Origin of the sequence: Rhizorhabdus antheiae (assembly GCF_049889055.1) — a bacterium.
In the GTDB taxonomy this organism is placed as follows: Bacteria; Pseudomonadota; Alphaproteobacteria; order Sphingomonadales; family Sphingomonadaceae; genus Rhizorhabdus.
Map to the genome: position 1 here is coordinate 193,401 of NZ_JBLTWO010000004.1, position 20,582 is coordinate 213,982.

The window sequence follows — 20,582 nt, forward strand, 5'->3', positions numbered from 1 at the left end:
GCTCCGTGCGATTCCCCAAGACCTCCGCGATTCTCCTCGCCGCACTGACGCTCGCAGCCTGCAAGACGGACACCGAATTCGACGAGCGCGGCGGCTTCAAGATCGCGCGCTCGCCTTGCCCCGCGGCGGCTATCCCGACCTACACCGGCGACATCACGCTGTTCGATCCGCCGGCCGAACGCCGCGTCGAGGCGATCGACGTGACCGCCGCCATCGCCAATCTGAAATCCGCCTGCACCGACAGCCGCGGCGCGGCGCAGGTCCAGCTGCGGGTCGATTTCGATGTCTTCGCCCGCCGCACCAATGCCGGCGCTGCGCGCACGGTGACGCTGCCCTATTTCGCGACGGTTCTGCGCGCCGGTACCGAGATCCAGGCGAAGCAGCTCGGTACGGTGACGATCGAGTTCCCGGCAGGGCAGCTGCGCGGATCGGCCCATGCCTCCGCCACCGCCGTGGTGACGCGCGCGGCGGCCACGCTGCCGCCGGAAGTGCTTGAGCGGGTCAACCGCAAGCGCAAGGCCGGCGACGCCGACGCCGCGCTCGATCCGATGAACGAGCCGAGCGTGCGCGAAGCGATGAACCAGGCCAATTTCGAGCTGCTGGTCGGCTTCCAGCTCAGCGAAAGCCAGCTCGCCTACAACGCCGCGCGCTAAGCGGGCGGGCGGGCTGCCCGCGCCTTCTCCACAGCCATTCGCGCCCGGTCTCATTCCAGCGTTGACTTAGGCCGGGCCGCGCGCCAAGGCAGCCAAGTCGTCGCCGGGCAACCGGTGCTGGCCATGCGGGAGAGTGCCGGGTCCGTCCCGGCCGCCGAAGGAGCAACCGCCCCGGAATCTCTCAGGTCACCGGACCGCGTGGCAAGGATCGACACTCTGGAAAGCGGATGGGCGGGAAACCGCGCCATCCCACCGAAGGGGTAAGCCGGACCGTCGCAGGTCGGGCGAAAGCTCTCAGGTTCCGTGACAGAGGGGGCAATGACCGGCGGGCGCGGTGCGTCCGGCCGTCATTGACCGTCACGGAGAACAGAGTGAACGACGAAGACGATATCGCCGACATCATCCAGACCTTGCCGCTCGACGGCTGGCATCGCGATCGCGGCGCCCGGATGGTGTCGTTCGCCGGCTATTCGATGCCGATCCAATATGAGGGCATCATCGCCGAGCATCTGTGGACGCGCGAGTCCGCCGGGCTGTTCGACGTGTCGCATATGGGCCAGCTTCTGGTCGGCGGTGACGGTGTCGACGTCGCGCTCGAAACGATCATGCCGGGCGATTTCGTCAATCTCGGCACCGACCGGATGCGCTATTCGCTGCTGCTCGACGAGCAGGGCGGCATCCTCGACGACCTGATGGTCACGCGCCGCGCGGGCGACTTCTATCTCGTCGTCAACGGCGCGATGAAGGCCGACGACATCGCCCATCTCCATGAGACGCTCCCCGAGGAGCTCGTCCTCAACCATCTCGACGAACATGCGCTTCTGGCGCTGCAGGGGCCGAAGGCGGTCGACGCGCTGTCGCGGGTCTGCCCCGGCGTCGAACTGCTGACCTTCATGTCGGGCGGCGCCTTCACCCTGGCGGGCGCGCCGGTGTGGATCAGCCGCTCGGGCTATACCGGCGAGGACGGCTATGAAATCTCGATCCCCGGTGAGGCGGCCGAGGCGGTCGCCCATCTGCTCGCGGCCCAGCCCGAGGTGAAGCCGATCGGCCTCGGCGCGCGCGATTCGCTGCGGCTCGAGGCGGGACTGCCGCTCTACGGCCATGATCTCGACACCGGCACCGATCCGGCGATGGCAGGCCTCGGCTTTGCGGTGCCCAAGCGCCGCCGCCTCGAAGGCGGGTTCCCCGGCGCAACCACTGTCTGCCGCCACCTCGCCGAGGGCGCACCGCGCAAGCGCGTCGGGCTGATCCTGAGCGGCCGCCAGCCGGCACGCGAAGGCGCCGAGATCTTCGACGGTGACGTGAAAGTCGGCACGATCACCTCGGGCGGCTTCTCGCCCTCGCTGCAGGTGCCGATCGCGATGGGCTATGTCGCCGCCGGCCATGCCGACACCGATCGCGCGCTGCAGATCGAGGTGCGCGGCAAGCGGCTCGACGCCGTCGTCGCCCCGATGCCTTTCGTCCCCCATCGTTACGTCCGCCAAGGGAGCTGAGCCCATGACGACCTATTTTACCGAAGACCATGAGTGGATCTCCGTCGAGGGCGGCACCGCCACCGTCGGCATCACCGACTATGCGCAGGCGCAGCTGGGCGACATCGTGTTCGTCGAGTTGCCCGCACCCGGCACCACCGTGTCGAAGGGCGGCGAGGCGGCCGTGGTCGAATCGGTCAAGGCCGCGTCCGACGTGTTCGCGCCGGTCACAGGCACGGTCAGCGAGGCCAATGGCGCACTCGAGGGCGATCCGGCGCTCGTCAACAGCGCGCCCGAGGGCGACGGCTGGTTCTTCAAGCTGACGCTCGCCGACGCTGCCGAGCTCGAAGGCCTGATGAACGCCGAAGGCTACAAGGCCTATTGCGACGGCCTCTGATCGATAGCGGAGCGGCCCCTTGGGTCGCTTCGCCATCCCGCGACGATGAAGACCGGCCCCGCGCCTGGAGACAGAGATGCGTTATCTTCCCCTGACTGATGCCGACCGCAGCGCGATGCTGGCGACGATCGGCGCCGCCTCGATCGATGACCTGTTCGTCGACGTCCCCGCCGAGGCGCACCAGGCCGGTCCGATCGCGGGCCTGCCGATGCATGCGTCCGAACTGGCGGTCGAGCGTCACATGAACCGCCTCGCGCGGCAGAATCTGACCGCCGGCGACGCACCTTTCTTCCTCGGCTGTGGCGCCTATCGCCACCATGTCCCCGCCAGCGTCGACCATCTGATCCAGCGCGGCGAGTTCCTGACCAGCTACACCCCCTATCAGCCCGAAATCGCGCAGGGCACGTTGCAGGCGCTGTTCGAATTCCAGACGCAGGTCGCCCGCCTCTATGGCTGTGACGTCGCCAATGCCTCGATGTACGACGGCTCCACCGCCTGCTGGGAAGCGATCACCATGGCCCGCCGCGTCACGCGGCGCGGCAAGGCGATCCTGTCGGCCGGCCTCCACCCGCATTATGTCTCATTGGCGCGGACCATGGCGCGCTTCACGGGCGACCAGCTCGAAACTGCGCTGCCGACGCTCACCCCCGGCGCGCCGGGCGACGACATGGCCCGGCTGCTCGCGGCGGTCGACGGCGACACCAGCTGCGTCGTCGTCCAGAACCCCAACATCCTCGGCCATGTCGCCGACCTGTCCGAGCTTGCCGCGCGCTGCCATGAAAAGGGCGCGCTGCTGATCGCGGTGGTGACCGAACCGGTCGCGCTCGGCGCGATCCGCTCGCCGGGCGAGATGGGTGCGGACATCGTCGTCGGCGAGGGCCAGTCGCTCGGCGTAGGGCTCAATTTCGGTGGCCCCTATGTCGGCCTGTTCGCCTGCAACGAGAAATATGTCCGGCAGATGCCCGGTCGCCTCGCCGGCGTGACGCAGGATGCCGAGGGCCAGCGCGGCTTCGTGCTGACGTTGTCGACCCGCGAACAGCATATCCGCCGCGAAAAGGCGACGTCTAACATCTGCACCAATGCAGGTCTCTGCGCACTCGCCTTCTCGATCCACCTGACCCTTCTCGGCGAGACCGGGCTGCGCAGGCTCGCCGCGCTCAACCATGCCGGTGCGGTGGCCGCCGCCGACCGGCTCTCGCGCATCGCCGGGGTCGAGCTGGTCAACGACAGCTTCTTCAACGAATTCACCCTCAAGCTGCCGGTCGAAGCCCGCCCGGTGGTCCGCGCGCTCGCCGACAAGGGCGTACTCGGCGGCGTGTCGCTCGGCCGGCTCTATCCGGGTGCGCCCGATCTGGCGGGCGGCCTCGTCGTGGCCGTCACCGAGACGGCGAGCGAGGCGGATGTCGAAACCCTGGCCCAGGCCCTCGAAGCGGAGATCGCGGCATGAGCATGAACAGCGAAGGCCGGGTGACCCGCCCGGAGACCGACGGCAGCGCCGCCGCCGCAGCCTCCTACAGCTTCACCGGCAACCGCGCGCTGATGCTTGAGGAAGCGCTGATCTTCGAGCGCGACGACTATGCCCGCTCGGGTGTCGACCTGCCCGACGCGCCTGCGGTCAAGAGCCGTCTCGGCGGGCTGGAACGCAACCGCGCGATCGGCCTGCCCGGCCTGCCCGAGCCCGAGACGGTGCGTCACTACACCCGCCTCAGCCGCCAGAATTACGGCATCGACCTCGGCCTGTTCCCGCTCGGTTCGTGCACGATGAAGCATAATCCGCGGCTGAACGAGAAGATGGCCCGGCTGCCCGGCTTCGCCGACGTCCACCCGCTCGCCCCCGTCGACACGGTGCAGGGCGCGCTGGCGGTGATCCACGAGCTGTCGGCCTGGCTGGTCACCCTGACCGGCATGCACGCGGTGGCGATGAGCCCCAAGGCCGGCGCGCATGGCGAGCTGTGCGGCCTGCTGGCGATTCGCGCGGCGCATGACGCGCAGGGCAGCGACCGCTCGGTGATCCTCGTCCCCGAATCGGCGCATGGCACCAACCCGGCCACCGCCGCCTTCTGCGGCTACCGGGTCGAAAATATCCCCGCCACCGCCGACGGCCGCGTCGACCTCGACGCGCTGACCGGCCGGCTGGGCCCCGACGTGGCGGGGGTGATGATCACCAACCCGAACACTTGCGGCCTGTTCGAGCGCGACATGAAGCGCATCTCCGACGCGGTCCATGCGGCGGGCGGCTATGTCTATTGCGACGGCGCCAATTTCAACGCGATCGTCGGTCGGGTCCGCCCCGGCGACCTCGGCATCGACGCGATGCACATCAATCTGCACAAGACCTTCTCGACCCCGCATGGCGGCGGCGGGCCGGGCTCCGGCCCGGTTGTCCTGTCCGAGGCGCTGGCGCCCTATGCCCCGCTCCCCTTTGTGACCAAGCTGGCCGATGGCGGCTTCCGCCTGATCGAGGAAGAGACGGCCGGCGAGGACCATCCCGAGAGCTTCGGGCGCATGGCCGCCTTCAACGGGCAGATGGGCATGTTCACCCGCGCGCTGACCTATATCCTCAGCCATGGCGCCGACGGCCTGCGGCAGGTGGCGGAGGATGCGGTGCTCAACGCCAATTATGTGCTGCGCAGCCTCGACGACCTTCTTGACGCGCCGTTCGGCCATGCCGGGCCGTGCATGCACGAAGCGCTGTTCAGCGACGACGGGCTCGCGCAGGGCTTCACCACGCTCGACATCGCCAAGGGGCTGATCGACGAGGGCTTCCACCCGATGACGATGTACTTTCCGCTGGTCGTCCACGGCGCGATGCTGATCGAGCCGACCGAGACCGAGGGCAAGGCCACGCTCGACCAGTTCATCGGCGCGCTGCGCTCGGTCGCAGAGCGGGCGAAGGCCGGCGATGCGGCATTGAAGGCAGCCCCCGCCTTCGCCCCGCGCCGCCGCCTCGACGAAACGCTGGCCGCGCGCAAGCCGGTGCTGGTGTGGAAGGACGCGGCGCTTCCCGAAGCCGCCGAGTGACGGTCCGGGCGGGAGCGGCGCAAACCCACAGGTCGCCGCCCCCGTCCGCCGCACTGGCGACAGGGCCTGGGCCGGCTATAAGCACCGCATGACCGACGCCCGCCGCCACGCCCCCGCCACCGAACGCAACCGCGAGCCCATCGCCGACATCCTGCGCACGGTGCTACCTGCGGAGGGATTGATCCTCGAGGTCGCCAGCGGCACCGGCGAACATGCGATCCACTTCGCCCAGGCTTTCCCCGCGCTGAGCTGGCAACCGAGCGACCCCGATCCCGCCGCCATCGCCTCGATCCGCGCCTGGGCCGAAACTGCGCGGCTCCCCAATCTCCGTCCTCCGCTGACGCTGGACGCCTCGGCCGAACGCTGGCCGATCGAGCGGGCGGACGCGATACTGTGCATCAACATGGTCCATATCTCGCCCTGGGAGGCGACGGTCGGACTGATGACCAACGCCGCGAAGCTGCTGCCGCCCGGCGGGCCCCTGATCCTCTATGGGCCCTATCTCCAGCGGGGCGTGGACACAGCATCGAGCAACCTGGCGTTCGATGAGAGCCTGAAGATGCGCGACCCCCGGTGGGGGTTGCGGCAGCTGGAGGATGTCATCGCGCTGGCCGAGGGTCTCGGGCTGCGGATGGAGGCGGTGCATGCGATGCCCGCGAACAATCTGATCGTGGTTTTGCGGATAGGTGAGTAGGAGGCAGTCGAGTGCCCCCAATTCCTCCCCGGCACGGGGAGGGGAACCATCCGAAGGATGGTGGAGGGGCAGCGCTGGTCGCGGGGTGGTCGTGCGGAGTAGGGCGGATTCCCCTCCACCGCCTTTGGCGGTCCCCCTCCCCGTGCCGGGGAGGAGCTGCAGCTGGATTAGCACCGATGGCGGGCGCCATTGCTGGCTGATGAACGCATCACCGCAAACCAATACGTCAGGACGGTATTCCGTTCCTCCCCGTGCCGGGGAGGATTTGGCGGGCAATGAAGCGGCGACATCGCCCTTCACACCCACGAAAAAGGGCGGCACCCGCAGGCGCCGCCCCCTTCCGTCTCGCTCGTCCGCGTCTCAGAAACGGTCGAGGTTCGTCACCTTGGTCCAGGCCTTGACGAAGTCCTGCACGAACTTTGCCTTGGCGTCGTCCGAGGCGTAAACCTCGGACACCGCGCGCAGCTCCGAGTTGGAGCCGAAGGCGAGGTCAACCGGAGTCGCGGTCCAGCGCAGCTTGCCGGTCGCGCGGTCGGACCCTTCATAGAGGCCCGGGGTCTTCTCCGACTTGGCCCACTTGTTGCCCATGTCGAGCAGGTTGACGAAGAAGTCGTTGCTCAGCGTGCCCGGACGGTCGGTGAACACGCCCGCCGTCGACTGACCGGCGTTGGCGCCCAGCGCGCGCAGGCCGCCAACGAGCACGGTCATCTCGGGCACGGTCAGCGTCAGCGTGCTCGCCTTGTCGATGAGCATCTCCGCCGGGCCATGGTCGGCATCCGGGGCATAATAGTTGCGGAAACCGTCGGCCTTGGGCTTCAGATAGTCATAGGACTTCACGTCGGTCTGCGCCTGGGTGGCATCGACGCGGCCGGGGGTGAAGGGGACGGCGACGTCATAGCCGGCCTTCTTCGCGGCGCGCTCGATCGCGCTGTTGCCGCCCAGGATGATCAGGTCGGCCATCGAGACTTTCTTGCCGCCCTTGGCCGAGCGGTTGAAGTCCTGCTGGACCTTGCCGAGCGCCGCCAGAGTCTTGGCGAGTTCGGCCGGGTCGTTGGCCGCCCAGTCCTTAGCCGGAGCCAGCCGGACGCGCGCACCGTTCGCACCACCGCGCATGTCGGTGCCGCGGAAGGTGGAGGCCGAGGCCCAGGCCACCTTCACCAGCTCGCGATCGCCGATGCCGGCCGCCGCGATCCGGTCCTTGAGCAGCGCCACGTCGGCCGTGTCGATCGTCGCATAGTCGGCCTTGGGCAGCGGATCCTGCCAGGAGTAGCTCTCCTTCGGCACGTCCGGGCCCAGGTAACGCGCGCTCGGCCCCATGTCGCGGTGGGTGAGCTTGAACCAGGCGCGGGCGAAGGCGAGGGCGAACTCGTTCGGATCCTTGTGGAAGCGCTCGGAGATCTTGCGGAAGCCGGGATCCTCCTTCAGCGCCAGATCGGTCGTGAACATGATCGGCGCGTGGCGCTTGTCGGCGATATGCGCGTCGGGCACGAGCTGCCCCGCATTCGGATCTTTTGGCACCCACTGGATCGCGCCGGCAGGGCTGCGCGTCTGGACCCAGTCGAAGCCGAACAGATTGTCGAAATATTGCGTGGTCCAGGCGATAGGATTGGCCGACCAGGCGCCTTCGAGGCCGCTGCTGACCGTATCTTCCGAATGGCCCTTGCCGCATTTGTTCGCCCAGCCGAAGCCCTGCGCCTCGGTCGGAGCCGCCGAAGGATCGACGCCCACGCACTCCTCGGGCTTGTGAGCGCCATGCGCCTTGCCGAAGGTGTGGCCGCCCGCGATCAGGGCGATCGTTTCTTCGTCGGACATCGCCATATTGCCGAAGGCCAGGCGGATGTCGGCGGCGGCGGCGAGCGGGTCGGGCTTGCCGTTCGGGCCTTCCGGATTGACGTAGATCAGGCCCATCTGGGTCGCGGCGAGCGGCCCCTTGAGCCCGCCCTTGCCGTCGCGGCGGGCATCGGCGAGGAACTTCGTCTCGGGACCCCAGAAGACCAGATCGGGCTCCCATGCGTCGACGCGGCCACCGGCGAAGCCGACCGTCTTGAAGCCCATATTCTCCAGCGCGACATTACCGGCGAGGACCATCAGGTCGCCCCAGGAGAGCTTGCGGCCATATTTCTGCTTGATCGGCCACACCAGGCGGCGGGCCTTGTCGAGGCTGACATTGTCCGGCCAGCTGTTGAGCGGCTCGAAACGCTGCTCGCCGCCATCCGAACCGCCGCGCCCGTCGGCGGTGCGATAGGTGCCCGCGCTGTGCCACGCCATGCGGATGAAGAAGGGACCGTAATTGCCATAGTCGGCGGGCCACCAGGGCTGCGAGGTGGTCAGGACCTTCTCGATGTCCTTCTTGACCGCCGCCAGGTCGAGCGTCGCGAACTCGGCGGCATAGTTGAAATCGGCCCCATAGGGATTGGCGCCGGAATCGTTCTGGCGCAGCGGCGCCAGGTCGAGCTTGTTGGGCCACCAGTCCTTGTTGGTCATGATCTTGTCTTCGGCCCGCGCGGGGGCGGCGACGACGATGGGCGAGAGCGCCGCGACGAGCAGCGCGGTGAACGAGATAGTGGATCTGAGCATGGAGAGCCCCTCCTGTTGTCTGGGTATGTCAGAGCTACGCAGAGCAACGAAGGAAGGAAAACGGGAAACTCTGATTAGAGTGATCGGAGCTTTGACTTACTCCAGCGCGGTTTTTCCTGTTTGTTTCTGGCCGGTTGCCGGTCGTTTCAGTCCCGCCGTGGGCGGAAAGGCGCAAGCCGTTCGAGATAGGCGATGAAGTCGGCGATGTCGGTCGCTTCCCACGGATCGGACGGCATGTCGGGGTGCCCGGCGACGATCCCTTCGGCCAGCGCCTCGTCGAGGCTCTCGACCGGATAGCGACGGCCAAGCGTGCGGAAAGGCGGGGCCGCGCGCAGCGGGCTGCGGCCGCGGGCCTCCACCGCATGGCAGGCGCCGCAACGCGCGACGGCGAGGTCGTGACCCCGGTCGGCATCGCCAGCACCTGCGCTGCCGGCGTCATCGGCCAGTACGGGCGATGCGAGCGCGAGCGCGGCAAGGACGAGGATTTTCGATCCGAACACAGGCTTCTCCCGCTCCTGTCACCGGGGTGGCAGCTCGGCCGGGCGCCGGCCATCGGGAAAGATACGCAGAGGAATGCGATCTGTCGGCGAGCCCGCATGACAGCTTGCCGTAGCGTCTGCTACACCCGTCAGCGAATCGGGGGATTCGCTATGACCACTACCGAAGCGCGCGCCGCCAAGCGCCAGCGCCTGACCGAATCGCTTGCCGACATCGTCTTGTCGGACGGGCTAGACGCGCTGGCGCTGCGGCCGGCGGCGGCGCAACTCGGCACCAGCGACCGGATGCTGCTCTATTATTTCGGGACCAAGGCCGCGCTGATGCGCGAGGTGCTCGCCTGCGTATCGCGGCGCTTTGCCGACTGGCTGTCGGAAAAGACGAGGGGCGTCCGTATCCCGCCACACCAGATGATCGGCCACACCGTCGCATTGATGGCCGCAGAGGATGCGCGCCCCTATGTCGGTCTGTGGTTCGAGATCGCGGCACGCGCTGCGCGCGGCGAGACGCTCTATGCAGGCGCGGCCGAAGAGATCGCCGAAAGCTGGACCGACTGGATCGTGCGCAGCGTCCATTTCCCGGCCGGGGTCGCATCGCGCAACGCGGCGGCGATGATGCTGGCGATCGTCAACGGCATCGCCCTGCTCGATTCGACCGCGCCCGCCGTGGCGCTGGCCGCCCGGTCTAGAGTGCAGACCGCAGCAGCGTGATCCGCGCCTTGCCGTGGACGCGGTCGGCCTCGACCGTGAAGCCGGCGGGTGCCACGGCCTCGTCGCGGCCGGTCTCGACGCTGGCCCAGCCGCCCGGCGCGAAGCCGATTTTCGGCAGGACCTTGTTCGCGAGACCCGTTCCATAAGGCGGGTCCATCAGAACGAGGTCATAGGCCCCGCCCGCGAAACTCTCCGCCGCGATCGGTCGGATATCAGCCTCGGCGCCGAGCGCTGCGACGTTGCGCCGAAGCGCCTCGATCGCCGCCCGGTCGCGCTCGACGAAGGTGCAATGCGCGGCACCACGCGACAGCGCCTCGAGCCCCAGCGCCCCGGTCCCGGCGCAGATGTCGGCGACCTTGAGACCCTCGAGCGTCCCCAGCCGGCTGACCAGCATCGAGAAGAGCGCCTCTCGCGCACGATCCGAGGTGGGGCGCGTCGCGTCACCCGCAGGGGCCACGAGCACGCGACCGCGCCAGCGCCCGGCGATTATCCGCATGTCGCCACCGTCACGCGCCCTCGCCGGGCTTCGACGATTTGGCAGGCTTGAGCGTCCGGCGGAAGGCGACCAGCTGGTGCTGGGCGATTTCGCCCACCTCGCCCGGCTGCAGATCGCCGAGTTCGAACGCGCCATAAGCGACTCGGATAAGCCGCGACACTTCGAGGCCCAGATATTCCAGCACGCGCCGGACCTCGCGATTCTTGCCCTCGCGCAGCTTCATCTCGATCCACACATTGGCGCCGGTGCGCCGCTCGATATTGGCGTCGATCGAGCCGTAGCGGACACCCTCGATCTCGACGCCTTCACTCAGCGATTCGAGCTGGTCCTGCGTCACCTTGCCATAGGCGCGCGCACGATAGATGCGTTCGACCCCGGTCGATGGCAGCTCCAGCTGGCGCTTGAACTCGCCATCGGTCGTCAGCAGCAACAGACCTTCGGTGTTCATGTCGAGCCGGCCGACCGGCATCACCCGCGGCAGCCCCTCGGGCAGCTCGTCATAGATGGTGCGCCTTCCCTTGGGATCGCGCTCGGTCGTCAGCAGGCCGCGCGGCTTATAATAGAGGAACAGCTGGGTATAAGCGGGCGGCGCCACCGGCTTGCCGTCCACCGTCACGCCCTTGAGCGACTGGAGCAGCGTGGCCGGGGTGTCGATCGCGGTGCCGTCGATCGCGACGCGGCCATCGGCGATCATCCGCTCGATCTCGCGGCGCGAGGCGATGCCGGCGCGGGCGAGCAGCTTGGCGATGCGCTGCGGCTCACGGCCGGGCGCGGCACCGGTGCGCGCGGGATGCGGGTTTGCAGAGGCCGCCGACTGGGCGGTGCGCGCCTGGCGGCGGCCGCGGCGCGGCGCGGGAAGGGGCTTGCCCGGCGTGGATCTGGAAGGGGGACGCATGGCTGCGGCTTAGCGCCCTCGAGGCCTTCCCGCCAGTTATAGCTTCGACGAGCGGGATCGAGGCCTCATTCCTCGACGAAGCGGCTTTCGATGCAGCCCAGCCAACCGAGGCCGCGATAGGTTTCGTAGCCGGGCGTCAAAGCGAAGGCGACCAGCTTGCCGTCGCGCTGATAATAACCGCTGTCCTTGCGGCCCGTGTCGAGCGGATAGATTTCGGAGCAGAGCCCCTGCCCGTCCGACGAGGCGATCACCCGGTGGCTGGCGTCGAGCAGCATCAGCCTCGAGGTCGCGCGTTCTGCAGGGGACAGGCCGATCCCGTCGAGCACCCCCTGTGCCTGGGGTGCCCAGTCGAAAAAGATGCCCAGCGCCCCCATGGCCGTGCCGCGCGTCGTGCCGCCCGCGCGCACGGCGGTCGAATAGGTGGCGACCTGCGCATTGCCGAGCGTGGCATTGGCGGCGATGTCGCAGACGCGAAACTCCTCGCCGCTCTGCGTCGCCATCGCTTCACGGAACCAGCGTTCGCCCGACACGTCGAAGCCGAGCGCGTGGGGGTAGCGGTCGGGACGGCCGGTCGCGACGACGCGGCCGTTGGCGTCAGCCACCCACAGGTCGAGATAGACGGTGTAGGAGCGCAGGATGGTCGCGAGGCGATCGGTCGCATGGGCGATGCTCGCAGGGGTCGGTCGGTCGAGCACCTCGATCACCGAACTGTCGGTCGCCCACCAGCGCACGTCGCACGATCGCTCGTAGAGATTGCGATCGACGATCTCGACCGCCGAGCGCGCGAGATCGGTAAAGCGCGTACCCTTGAAGTCGACGAGCATCTTGCTGCCCGCCGTCCGCAACGAGGCAATGTTGGAGGCGATGGCAGAGCGCAGCTCGCCCCCGATGGCGGAGATCGAACTCGCGACCGTGCCCAACTCCTGCGCCACCACCGAAAAGGCACGGCCCGCGTCGCCGGCGCGCGCCGCTTCGAGCCGCGCATTGATCGCCAGCATACCCGTCTGCTTCATCACCTGGTCGATCCGGTCGACCTTTTCCTCCGTTATGCGCGAGACCTCGTAGGCCAGGCGCAAGATGTCGTCCTGCATGTCCGGTCACCTCTCGTCGTTCCCGGTTGGCGGCATGGCGGCGGGGTGCGGGTGGCAATCCCGGGCCGTTTCAGCGAAAAGGCTCGGTGAAAATGGTGAACAATTGGTAACGCCCTTGTAGTTTTCCTGAGGAAAGCGTCAGTTGCCGCACCGCAATATGGAGATTCGACATGACGGATACACGCTCGGCCTGGGCGGAGGTCGCGGCCACGACGGTCCCGACGCTGGCTGACCTGTTCGCGGCTGAACCCGACCGACTCACCCGGCTGACGGTCGAGGAAAGCGGGATCCTGTTCGATTTCTCCAAGACGCATCTTTCGAAACAGCTGATCGACCGCTTCGTCGCCCTTTCGGAGGCAAGCGGCTTTGCGGCCAAGCGCGATGCGCTGTTCGCAGGCGAGGCGGTCAACGTCACCGAAGGGCGGGCCGCGGAACATAGCGCCGAGCGCGGTCAGGGCGCGCCCGAAAGCGTCGCGCGCGCCGCCCAACTCCATGCCCGGATGCGCGGTCTGATCGACGCGATCGAGGCCGAGCTGTTCGGTCCGGTGCGCCACATCCTGCATGTCGGCATCGGCGGTTCGGCGCTGGGCCCCGATCTGCTGATGGATGCGCTGGGCCGCGACGCCGACCGCTATGACGTGGCGGTCGTCTCCAATGTCGATGGCGCCGCGCTCGACGAGGTGTTCCGCCGCTTCGATCCCCAGGCGACGCTGCTGGTCGTCGCTTCCAAGACCTTCACCACGACCGAGACGATGCTCAACGCGCGCAGCGTCCTGTCCTGGATGGAGGAGGACAATGTCGAGGATCCCTATTCGCGTGTGATCGCGCTGACCGCCGCACCCGACAAGGCGGTCGAATGGGGCGTCGACGAAACGCGCATCCTGCCCTTCTCCGAAAGCGTCGGCGGGCGCTATTCGCTGTGGTCGTCGATCGGCTTCCCGGCAGCGCTCGGCCTCGGCTGGGATGCGTTCGAGAGGCTGCTGGAGGGAGCGGCAGCGATGGACCGCCATTTCCGCCTTGCCCCGCCCGAACGCAACGCGCCGCTGCTCGCGGCCTTCAGCGACCAATATTATTCGGTCGTGCGCGGCGCCGAGACGCGCGCCACCTTCGCCTATGACGAGCGGCTGCGGCTGCTGCCTTCCTATCTTCAGCAGCTGGAGATGGAATCGAACGGCAAGAGCGTGAAGGCCGACGGGTCGCCCGTCGACCAGCCCACCGCCGCGATCACCTGGGGCGGTGTCGGCACCGACGCGCAGCACGCGGTGTTCCAGCTGCTCCATCAGGGCACGCGGCTCGTCCCCGTCGAGTTCGTCGCCGCGATCGAGCCCGATCATGCGTTGGATGAAGCGCATCATCGCACCCTGCTGGTCAACTGCTTCGCCCAGGGCGCGGCGCTGATGGCCGGGCGCGCCAATGATGCCGACCCGGCGCGCGCCTATTCCGGCGATCGTCCTTCAAGCACGATCCTGCTCGACCGCGTCGATCCGGCGCGTCTCGGTGCGCTGCTCGCCTTTTACGAACAGCGCACCTTCGCCAACGCCGTGCTGCTGGGGATCAACCCGTTCGACCAGTTCGGGGTCGAGCTGGGCAAGGAGATCGCGAAGTCGATCGAGAGTGAGGGAACGGCAAATTTCGATCCGTCGACCCGCGCCCTGATCGCCCGCGCGCTCGGCTGAGGGCCCGCGTCGCGCGGATCAGCCGGTCGATCACTGTCATCAGCATGATCGGTTTGCGCGATCGACCGGCCATCGCCATATCGGCGGCATCTCATTCGAAAGGATCCCTGGCCGATGGCCGAGTTCGACTATGACCTGTTCGTGATCGGTGCCGGCTCCGGCGGGGTGCGGGCTTCGCGCGTCGCGGCGGCGCATGGCGCTCGCGTGGCGGTGGCCGAGGAGCATCGCGTCGGCGGGACCTGCGTGATCCGCGGCTGCGTGCCCAAGAAGATGCTGGTCTATGGCGCGCATTATGCGGAGGACCTGCATGATGCCGCGCGCTTCGGCTGGGAACTGGGCGAGACGCGCTTCGACTGGAAGACGCTGCGCGACAATATCAACGCCGACGTCGACCGGCTCGAGGGGCTTTACGAGAACACGCTCGACAACAACAAGGTCGAGCTGTTCCGCGAGCGCGCAACCGTCAGCGGCCCGAACGAAGTCACGCTGGCGAGCGGGCGCAGGATCAGCGCGAAGATCATCCTGATCGCGACCGGCGCCTGGCCGGTCGTCCCCGACGTGCCCGGCGCGGAACATGGCATCACCTCGAACGAGGTGTTCTACATCGACGAACTGCCCAAGCGCGTCGTCATCGCGGGTGCCGGCTATATCGCCAATGAGTTCGCCGGCATCTTCCACGGCCTCGGCAGCAAGGTGACCGTCGTCAACCGCTCCGACCAGATCTTGCGCGGCTATGACGAGCAGATCCGCGACCGGCTGCTCCAGATCTCGACCCAGAAGGGCATCGAGTTCGTTTTCAACGCCGCCTTCGAGAAGGTCGAAAAGGCCGAGGACGGGTCGCTCTGCGTCCATTTCAAGGACCATGAGCGCTGCGACACCGACCTGCTGCTGTTCGCGATCGGCCGCAAGCCGAAGACGGACGGGCTGGGCCTGGAGGCGGCCGGCGTCGAGCTGAACGAGAAGGGCGCGATCGTCGTCGACGAGGACAACCGCTCGACCGTTCCGTCCATCTATGCGGTCGGCGATGTGACCGACCGGGTACAGTTGACCCCCGTGGCGATCCGCGAGGGGCAGGCCTTTGCCGACACGCTGTTCGGCGGCAAGCCGCACCGCGTCGATTATCAGATGATCCCCAATGCGGTGTTCAGCAGCCCGCCCATGGCTGGCGTGGGCCTGACCGAGCGGCAGGCGCGCGAGCAGCACGGCACGGTCAAGATCTTCACCTCGGACTTCCGGCCGATGCGCAACGTGCTGGCCGGTCGCAACGAGCGGTCGCTGTACAAGCTGGTCGTGCACCCGGAAACCGACGTGGTGCTCGGCGTCCACATGATCAGCCCCGATGCGCCCGAAATCCTGCAGGCGGCGGCGATCGCCGTGCGCGCGGGCCTGACCAAGGCGCAGTTCGACCAGACCGTCGCGCTGCACCCGTCGATGGCCGAGGAACTCGTCCTGATGAAGTGAGCCGCGCGGCCGGTGTCGACCGGCCGCCGCTTCACGCCTCAGGCGCGGACGGGAAGCCCCGCCGCGCGCAAGGCGGCGTGCGCTTCGGCGACGCTGTGCTGGCCGAAGTGGAAGATCGAGGCGGCGAGCACCGCGCTGGCGCCCCCCTTCGTAACGCCTTCGACCAGATGGTCGAGATTGCCGACGCCGCCGCTGGCGATCACCGGCACCGGCACCGAATCGGCAATCGCACGGGTCAGCGCGAGGTCATAGCCATCGCGGGTGCCGTCGCGGTCCATCGAGGTGAGCAATATCTCGCCCGCGCCCAGCGAGGCGAGGCGCCTGGCATGTTCGACCGCATCGATGCCGGTCGGCTTGCGCCCGCCATGGGTGTAGATTTCCCATTTGCCGGGGCCGACATTGCGGGCATCGACCGCGCCGACCACGCATTGCGCGCCGAAGCGCTCGGCCATGTCGGCGCACAGCTCGGGCCGGGCGACCGCCGCCGAATTGACCGCGACCTTGTCGGCGCCGGCCAGCAGAAGCGCGCGGGCATCGTCGGCGCTGCGCACCCCGCCGCCGACGGTCAGCGGCATGAAGCAGACCGCCGCGGTGCGCGCGACGACGTCGAGGATCGTGCCGCGCCCTTCATGGCTGGCGGTGATGTCGAGGAAGCAGAGCTCGTCCGCGCCGGCCGCATCATAGACGCGCGCCTGTTCGACCGGATCGCCAGCATCGGCGAGGTCGACGAAATTGACGCCCTTCACGACGCGCCCGCCGGCCACGTCGAGGCAGGGGATGACACGGACGCGGACGCTCATCCGCGCGCCACCCGCAGCGCCTCGGCCAGATCGAGCCGGCCGTCGTAGAGCGCACGGCCGGAGATCACCCCTTCGATGCCGTCGGCTGCATGGGGCACCAGCGCCTCGATGTCGGCGATGCTGGCCACACCGCCGCTGGCGATGACCGGGATGCTGGCGTGGCGAGCGAGCGCGACCGTCGCCTCGACATTGCAGCCCTTGAGCAGCCCATCGCGACCGACATCGGTGAACAGAAGCGAAGCGACCCCGGCATCGGCGAAGCGGTCGGCCAAGTCGGTGATGCTGACGGTCGACACTTCGGCCCAGCCATGGGTCGCGACGAAGCCGTCGCGCGCGTCGACGCCGACGACGATGCGCCCGGGCAGAGCCTTCGCCGCCTCGCGCACCAGATCGGGATTCTGCAGCGCCGCCGTGCCGATGATGACGCGTTCGACGCCCAGCTCCAGCCAGCGGTCGATCCCGGCGCGGTCACGAATGCCCCCGCCGAGTTCGACCTTGCCCGGAAAGGCGCGAATGATCGCCTCGACGGCCTCGGCATTGACCGCACGACCGGCAAAGGCGCCGTCGAGATCGACGACGTGAAGCCATTCGGCCCCGGCCTCGGCGAAGCTGCGCGCCTGGGCGGCGGGGTCGTCGCCATAGATGGTGGCCCGGTCCATGTCCCCTTCGGCCAGACGGACGACCTGGCCGCCCTTCAGATCGATGGCGGGAAAGACGATGATGCTCATATTCTTCAATCCTCCCTGAAGGGGAGGGGGACCATGCAAAGCATGGTGGAGGGGTCTACGCCGCCTCTCCCCTCCACCATCCTGCGGATGGTCCCCCTCCCCGTGCCGGGGAGGATCGTGAACGGGTCGATCATGGCTTCCATGCGAGGAAGCGCTCGAGGAAGGACAGGCCATAAGCCTGGCTCTTCTCCGGATGGAACTGGACCCCGACGATGTTCGCCCGCCCGACCGCGCCGGTGACCGCGCCGCCATGATCGGTCGTCGCCAGCCGCGCCGCCGGATCGGCGACGTCGAATGCATAGCTGTGCAGATAATAGGCTTCGCCGCGCTGGATCAGCGGGTGATCGCCGGTCGGAAGCACGTCGTTCCAGCCCATATGGGGCACCTTATGAGCTGGCCCCGGGGTCAGCAGGCGCACATCGCCGCCGATCCAGCCGAGCCCCGGCGTCCGACCATGTTCATGCCCTGCATCGGCGAGCAGCTGCATGCCGACGCACACGCCCAGAAAAGGCACGCCCCGCCCCCGCACCGCCTGCTCCATCGCCTCGATCAGGCCGGGAACCGCCGAAAGGCCCGCCATGCACGCCGCGAAGGCGCCGACGCCCGGCAGCACGATCCGGTCGGCCTTGGCGACAACGTCCGGGTCGGCGGTCACGGTCGGGCTTCCGCCGGCGGCCTTCAGCGCATTGTCGACCGAACGGAGATTGCCGGCGCCATAGTCGATCAGCGCGATCGTCTCCGGCACCTCAGAGCATCCCCTTGGTCGACGGGATGGCATCGGCCTTGCGCGGATCGATCTCGACGGCGGTACGCAACGCGCGCGCCAGGCCCTTGTAGCAGCTCTCGACGATATGATGCTGGTTGCTGCCATAGAGCGTCTCGACATGCAGCGTCAGACCCGCCGCCTGCGAAAAGCTGTGGAACCAGTGCTCGATCAGCTCGGTGTCCCACTCGCCGAGGCGCGGCCCCGCCAGTGCGACCTTCCACACCAGATAGGGGCGCCCGGAAATGTCGAGCGCAACGCGGGTCAGCGTCTCGTCCATCGGCGCATAGGCATGGCCGTAGCGGGTGATCCCCTTCTTGTCGCCGAGCGCCTTGGCGAGCGCCTCGCCGATCGCGATGCCGCAATCCTCGGTCGTGTGATGCTGGTCTATGTGCAGGTCGCCGGCGATCCGGACCTTGAGGTCGATCAGCGAATGGCGCGACAGCTGTTCGAGCATGTGATCGAAAAAACCGATGCCGGTCGACACGTCATAGCTGCCGGTCCCGTCCAGGTTCAGCTCGACCGAAATGTCGGTTTCGCTGGTCTTTCGCACGATCGATGCGGTCCGCATGGCCCATCCCTCTGCTCTGTGGCAAAAGTTCCACAGCAATGCGCGCCGCTATAGCGAGGTTGCGCCGCGCTGCAACGCACGACTTGACCCGGCGCTTTCGCACGTCCACCAAAGCGCCATGAGCGACCAAGCGCCCGACAGCCTGATTCCATATGACGAGATCGTCCAGGAGGCGCTTCGCGCCGTCGTCGGACGCGTGCTGGGCGAGGTCGAGGCGGCCGGCGGGCTGCCGGGCGAGCATCACTTCTACATCACCTTCAAGACCCAGGGCGCGGGCGTCGACATCCCCCGCCATCTGGTCGAGCGTTTCCCGGACGAGATGACGATCGTCATCCAGAACCGCTTCTGGGAGCTCCGCGTTAAGCCCGACGGGTTCGAGGTCGGCCTGTCCTTCAACCAGGTTCCGGCCAAGCTGATCATTCCGTTCGCGGCGGTCACCGGCTTCGTCGACCCGGCGGTCAATTTCGCGCTGCAGTTCCAGGCCCAGGCCGACGACGCCGAGGAAGACACCGAGCACAGCTCGGCCGGCAACGACTCGCCGATCGAACCCGTCGAGGACGGCTCCAACGTCGTCTCGGTCGACTTTACCCGCAAGAAATAGTCGCGCGCGGCTACTGGCACCGGCCCTCGCGGCTATTGCCGATCCCAGGCGCCGCCCCCAAATCTCCTCCAGGCCCGGAGGACGACATGACGAGCGACAGCCGTACCGAGAGCGACAGTTTCGGGCCGATCGAGGTTCCGGCCCATGCCTATTGGGGCGCGCAGACCCAGCGATCGATCGAGAATTTCCCCTTCGGTCCCGAAGAACGCATGCCGATCGGCATCGTCCATGCGCTGGCGATCGTGAAGCGTGCGGCGGCGCGGATCAACCGGCGGCACGGCCTCGATCCCGCCCTCGCCGATGCGATCGACCAGGCCGCCGGCGAGGTGATCGACGGCCGTCTCGACGAGCATTTCCCGCTCGTCATCTGGCAGACCGGATCGGGCACCCAGAGCAACATGAACGTCAACGAGGTTATCGCGGGCCGCGCCAACGAGATCCTCACCGGCACGCGCGGCGGCAAGGCACCCGTTCATCCGAACGACCATGTGAATATGGGCCAGTCGTCGAACGACAGCTTCCCGACGGCGTTGCACGTGGCGGCGGCGATCGCCGTGCAGCGCGATCTCTATCCGGCGCTCGACCGGATGGAGACGGCGCTGATCGCCAAGGTCGAGGCGTGGGACGACATCGTCAAGATCGGCCGCACCCATTTGCAGGACGCAACCCCGCTGACGCTGGGGCAGGAATTTTCGGGCTATGTGGCGCAGCTGATCGCCGCCCGGCGCAGGCTGGAGGGAGCGGTCAACGGCGGGATCGTCAAGCTCGCGCAGGGCGGTACCGCCGTCGGCACCGGCCTGAATGCCGCGCCGGGCTTTGCCGAGGATATGGCGGCGGAGATCGCACAGCTGACCGGCATTCCCTTCGTTACCGCGCCCAACAAGTTCGAGGCGCTCGCTTCGAATGATGCGCTGGTACATCTGTCGGCCGCGCTGGCGACGCTGGCGGTCTCGCTGACGAAGATCGCCAACGACATCCGCCTGCTGGGATCGGGACCGCGATCGGGCCTGGGCGAACTGATCCTGCCCGAGAACGAACCGGGCAGTTCGATCATGCCGGGCAAGGTCAACCCGACGCAGTGCGAGATGCTGACGATGGTCGCGGCGCAGGTGATCGGCAACCATCAGGCGGTGACCGTCGGCGGGCTGCAGGGGCATCTCGAACTCAATGTGTTCAAACCGCTGATCGGAGCAGGCGTGTTGCGGTCGATCGCCCTGCTCGCCACCGGCATGCTGAGCTTCACCGAACGCACGCTCGACGGGCTGGAGCCCGATCGCGCCCGGATCGCCGATCTCGTCGGCCGCTCGCTGATGCTGGTGACAGCGCTGGCACCCGAGATCGGCTATGACAATGCCGCGACAATCGCCAAGCATGCGCATCATCACGGCATGACGCTCAGGGAAGCGGGGCTCGCGCTCGGCCTGATCGACGAGGCGCGCTTCGACCACATCGTGCGCCCCGAGGCGATGGTCGGGCGGTGA

The 20,582-nt window shown here is 67.9% G+C and carries 20 protein-coding genes and 2 riboswitches; of the genes, 11 read left to right on the top strand and 9 right to left on the bottom strand.

Going from position 1 to position 20,582, the window contains the following annotated elements:
* Positions 1-5: 5 nt before the first annotated feature.
* From ACNI3R_RS10210 to ACNI3R_RS10235, 6 genes are all read left to right on the top strand, one after another.
* Positions 6-653 carry a hypothetical protein gene (locus ACNI3R_RS10210; protein WP_426182844.1) on the top strand — a complete coding sequence of 216 codons (648 nt, stop codon included), beginning with the start codon at positions 6-8 and terminating at the stop codon, positions 651-653.
* 116 nt (positions 654-769) lie between these two features.
* A riboswitch (glycine riboswitch) is annotated at positions 770-860 on the top strand.
* Position 861: 1 nt separating this feature from the next.
* Positions 862-973, top strand: a riboswitch (glycine riboswitch).
* A gap of 51 nt (positions 974-1,024) precedes the next feature.
* Positions 1,025-2,146: a glycine cleavage system aminomethyltransferase GcvT gene (gene gcvT, locus ACNI3R_RS10215; RefSeq protein ID WP_426182847.1), complete on the top strand. Its 1,122-nt coding sequence runs from the start codon at positions 1,025-1,027 to the stop codon at positions 2,144-2,146.
* 4 nt (positions 2,147-2,150) lie between these two features.
* Entirely contained in the window at positions 2,151-2,522 is a 372-nt protein-coding gene (gene gcvH / locus ACNI3R_RS10220) for a glycine cleavage system protein GcvH (RefSeq protein ID WP_426182850.1), read from the top strand.
* A gap of 76 nt (positions 2,523-2,598) precedes the next feature.
* A complete protein-coding gene (gene gcvPA, locus ACNI3R_RS10225) occupies positions 2,599-3,969 on the top strand; it encodes an aminomethyl-transferring glycine dehydrogenase subunit GcvPA (protein WP_426182853.1) in 1,371 nt (456 codons plus the stop codon).
* On the top strand, positions 3,966-5,543 hold the full coding sequence (gene gcvPB / locus ACNI3R_RS10230) for an aminomethyl-transferring glycine dehydrogenase subunit GcvPB (protein WP_426182856.1): 1,578 nt from the start codon (positions 3,966-3,968) through the stop codon (positions 5,541-5,543). Before gcvPA ends, gcvPB begins: the two co-directional genes overlap by 4 nt.
* Positions 5,544-5,631: 88 nt before the next feature.
* Positions 5,632-6,237 carry a DUF938 domain-containing protein gene (locus tag ACNI3R_RS10235; RefSeq protein WP_426182858.1) on the top strand — a complete coding sequence of 202 codons (606 nt, stop codon included), beginning with the start codon at positions 5,632-5,634 and terminating at the stop codon, positions 6,235-6,237.
* A 360-nt stretch (positions 6,238-6,597) separates the two neighbouring features.
* Here the strand turns inward: ACNI3R_RS10235 and katG are convergent, their stop codons facing one another.
* Positions 6,598-8,814, bottom strand: coding sequence for a catalase/peroxidase HPI (katG, locus tag ACNI3R_RS10240; RefSeq protein ID WP_426182861.1), 2,217 nt, complete (start codon positions 8,812-8,814; stop codon positions 6,598-6,600).
* A gap of 146 nt (positions 8,815-8,960) precedes the next feature.
* On the bottom strand, positions 8,961-9,314 hold the full coding sequence (locus ACNI3R_RS10245; RefSeq protein WP_426182864.1) for a c-type cytochrome: 354 nt from the start codon (positions 9,312-9,314) through the stop codon (positions 8,961-8,963).
* Positions 9,315-9,464: 150 nt separating this feature from the next.
* Here ACNI3R_RS10245 and ACNI3R_RS10250 point away from each other — a divergent pair, with 150 nt between their 5' ends.
* On the top strand, positions 9,465-10,019 hold the full coding sequence (locus ACNI3R_RS10250; protein WP_426182867.1) for a TetR family transcriptional regulator: 555 nt from the start codon (positions 9,465-9,467) through the stop codon (positions 10,017-10,019).
* Here ACNI3R_RS10250 and rsmD read toward each other — a convergent pair.
* The 3 genes from rsmD to ACNI3R_RS10265 all read right to left on the bottom strand — a co-directional run bounded on the left by rsmD (position 9,994) and on the right by ACNI3R_RS10265 (position 12,501).
* Positions 9,994-10,515 (bottom strand): 16S rRNA (guanine(966)-N(2))-methyltransferase RsmD, encoded by a 522-nt coding sequence (rsmD, locus tag ACNI3R_RS10255; protein ID WP_426182870.1) that lies wholly within the window; start codon positions 10,513-10,515, stop codon positions 9,994-9,996. The two genes, ACNI3R_RS10250 and rsmD, sit on opposite strands and share 26 nt — an antisense overlap.
* Before the next feature lie 10 nt (positions 10,516-10,525).
* Positions 10,526-11,410 (bottom strand): pseudouridine synthase, encoded by an 885-nt coding sequence (locus ACNI3R_RS10260; RefSeq protein ID WP_426182873.1) that lies wholly within the window; start codon positions 11,408-11,410, stop codon positions 10,526-10,528.
* A gap of 65 nt (positions 11,411-11,475) precedes the next feature.
* Positions 11,476-12,501, bottom strand: coding sequence for a cache domain-containing protein (locus tag ACNI3R_RS10265; protein WP_426182876.1), 1,026 nt, complete (start codon positions 12,499-12,501; stop codon positions 11,476-11,478).
* Positions 12,502-12,671: 170 nt separating this feature from the next.
* Between ACNI3R_RS10265 and pgi the strand changes: the two genes are divergently transcribed.
* Both pgi and gor read left to right on the top strand, forming a co-directional pair.
* The gene (gene pgi / locus ACNI3R_RS10270) at positions 12,672-14,177 is read left to right on the top strand and encodes a glucose-6-phosphate isomerase (protein ID WP_426182879.1); all 1,506 of its coding nucleotides are present in this window, start codon (positions 12,672-12,674) and stop codon (positions 14,175-14,177) included.
* A 114-nt stretch (positions 14,178-14,291) separates the two neighbouring features.
* Positions 14,292-15,638, top strand: coding sequence for a glutathione-disulfide reductase (gene gor / locus ACNI3R_RS10275; RefSeq protein ID WP_426182882.1), 1,347 nt, complete (start codon positions 14,292-14,294; stop codon positions 15,636-15,638).
* Positions 15,639-15,676: 38 nt separating this feature from the next.
* Here gor and hisF read toward each other — a convergent pair whose 3' ends face one another.
* The 4 genes from hisF to hisB form a co-directional block, all read right to left on the bottom strand.
* Positions 15,677-16,438, bottom strand: a complete 762-nt coding sequence (gene hisF, locus ACNI3R_RS10280) for an imidazole glycerol phosphate synthase subunit HisF (RefSeq protein ID WP_426182885.1) — start codon at positions 16,436-16,438, stop codon at positions 15,677-15,679.
* Positions 16,435-17,166 (bottom strand): 1-(5-phosphoribosyl)-5-[(5-phosphoribosylamino)methylideneamino]imidazole-4-carboxamide isomerase, encoded by a 732-nt coding sequence (gene hisA, locus ACNI3R_RS10285; RefSeq protein ID WP_426182888.1) that lies wholly within the window; start codon positions 17,164-17,166, stop codon positions 16,435-16,437. Before hisA ends, hisF begins: the two co-directional genes overlap by 4 nt.
* Positions 17,167-17,296: 130 nt before the next feature.
* Positions 17,297-17,944, bottom strand: a complete 648-nt coding sequence (hisH, locus tag ACNI3R_RS10290; protein WP_426182891.1) for an imidazole glycerol phosphate synthase subunit HisH — start codon at positions 17,942-17,944, stop codon at positions 17,297-17,299.
* Complete coding sequence (gene hisB / locus ACNI3R_RS10295; RefSeq protein WP_426182894.1) at positions 17,913-18,500, bottom strand: imidazoleglycerol-phosphate dehydratase HisB; 588 nt, start codon at positions 18,498-18,500, stop codon at positions 17,913-17,915. Before hisB ends, hisH begins: the two co-directional genes overlap by 32 nt.
* Before the next feature lie 118 nt (positions 18,501-18,618).
* On the opposite strand from hisB, the gene ACNI3R_RS10300 reads away from it, so the two are divergent.
* Both ACNI3R_RS10300 and fumC read left to right on the top strand, forming a co-directional pair.
* Positions 18,619-19,101 carry an SspB family protein gene (locus ACNI3R_RS10300; protein WP_426182897.1) on the top strand — a complete coding sequence of 161 codons (483 nt, stop codon included), beginning with the start codon at positions 18,619-18,621 and terminating at the stop codon, positions 19,099-19,101.
* A gap of 86 nt (positions 19,102-19,187) precedes the next feature.
* Positions 19,188-20,582 (top strand): class II fumarate hydratase, encoded by a 1,395-nt coding sequence (fumC, locus tag ACNI3R_RS10305; protein ID WP_426182899.1) that lies wholly within the window; start codon positions 19,188-19,190, stop codon positions 20,580-20,582.

Coding starts and splice junctions, on each gene's coding strand:
- gcvH (WP_426182850.1), top strand. CDS start 2,151: ATGACGACCTATTTTACCGAAGACCATGAGTGGATCTCCGTCGAGGGC.
- gcvPA (WP_426182853.1), top strand. CDS start 2,599: ATGCGTTATCTTCCCCTGACTGATGCCGACCGCAGCGCGATGCTGGCG.
- gcvPB (WP_426182856.1), top strand. CDS start 3,966: ATGAGCATGAACAGCGAAGGCCGGGTGACCCGCCCGGAGACCGACGGC.
- ACNI3R_RS10235 (WP_426182858.1), top strand. CDS start 5,632: ATGACCGACGCCCGCCGCCACGCCCCCGCCACCGAACGCAACCGCGAG.
- katG (WP_426182861.1), bottom strand. CDS start 8,814: ATGCTCAGATCCACTATCTCGTTCACCGCGCTGCTCGTCGCGGCGCTC.
- ACNI3R_RS10250 (WP_426182867.1), top strand. CDS start 9,465: ATGACCACTACCGAAGCGCGCGCCGCCAAGCGCCAGCGCCTGACCGAA.
- rsmD (WP_426182870.1), bottom strand. CDS start 10,515: ATGCGGATAATCGCCGGGCGCTGGCGCGGTCGCGTGCTCGTGGCCCCT.
- ACNI3R_RS10260 (WP_426182873.1), bottom strand. CDS start 11,410: ATGCGTCCCCCTTCCAGATCCACGCCGGGCAAGCCCCTTCCCGCGCCG.
- ACNI3R_RS10265 (WP_426182876.1), bottom strand. CDS start 12,501: ATGCAGGACGACATCTTGCGCCTGGCCTACGAGGTCTCGCGCATAACG.
- pgi (WP_426182879.1), top strand. CDS start 12,672: ATGACGGATACACGCTCGGCCTGGGCGGAGGTCGCGGCCACGACGGTC.
- gor (WP_426182882.1), top strand. CDS start 14,292: ATGGCCGAGTTCGACTATGACCTGTTCGTGATCGGTGCCGGCTCCGGC.
- hisF (WP_426182885.1), bottom strand. CDS start 16,438: ATGAGCGTCCGCGTCCGTGTCATCCCCTGCCTCGACGTGGCCGGCGGG.
- hisA (WP_426182888.1), bottom strand. CDS start 17,166: ATGAGCATCATCGTCTTTCCCGCCATCGATCTGAAGGGCGGCCAGGTC.
- hisH (WP_426182891.1), bottom strand. CDS start 17,944: ATGCCATCCCGTCGACCAAGGGGATGCTCTGAGGTGCCGGAGACGATC.
- hisB (WP_426182894.1), bottom strand. CDS start 18,500: ATGCGGACCGCATCGATCGTGCGAAAGACCAGCGAAACCGACATTTCG.
- ACNI3R_RS10300 (WP_426182897.1), top strand. CDS start 18,619: ATGAGCGACCAAGCGCCCGACAGCCTGATTCCATATGACGAGATCGTC.
- fumC (WP_426182899.1), top strand. CDS start 19,188: ATGACGAGCGACAGCCGTACCGAGAGCGACAGTTTCGGGCCGATCGAG.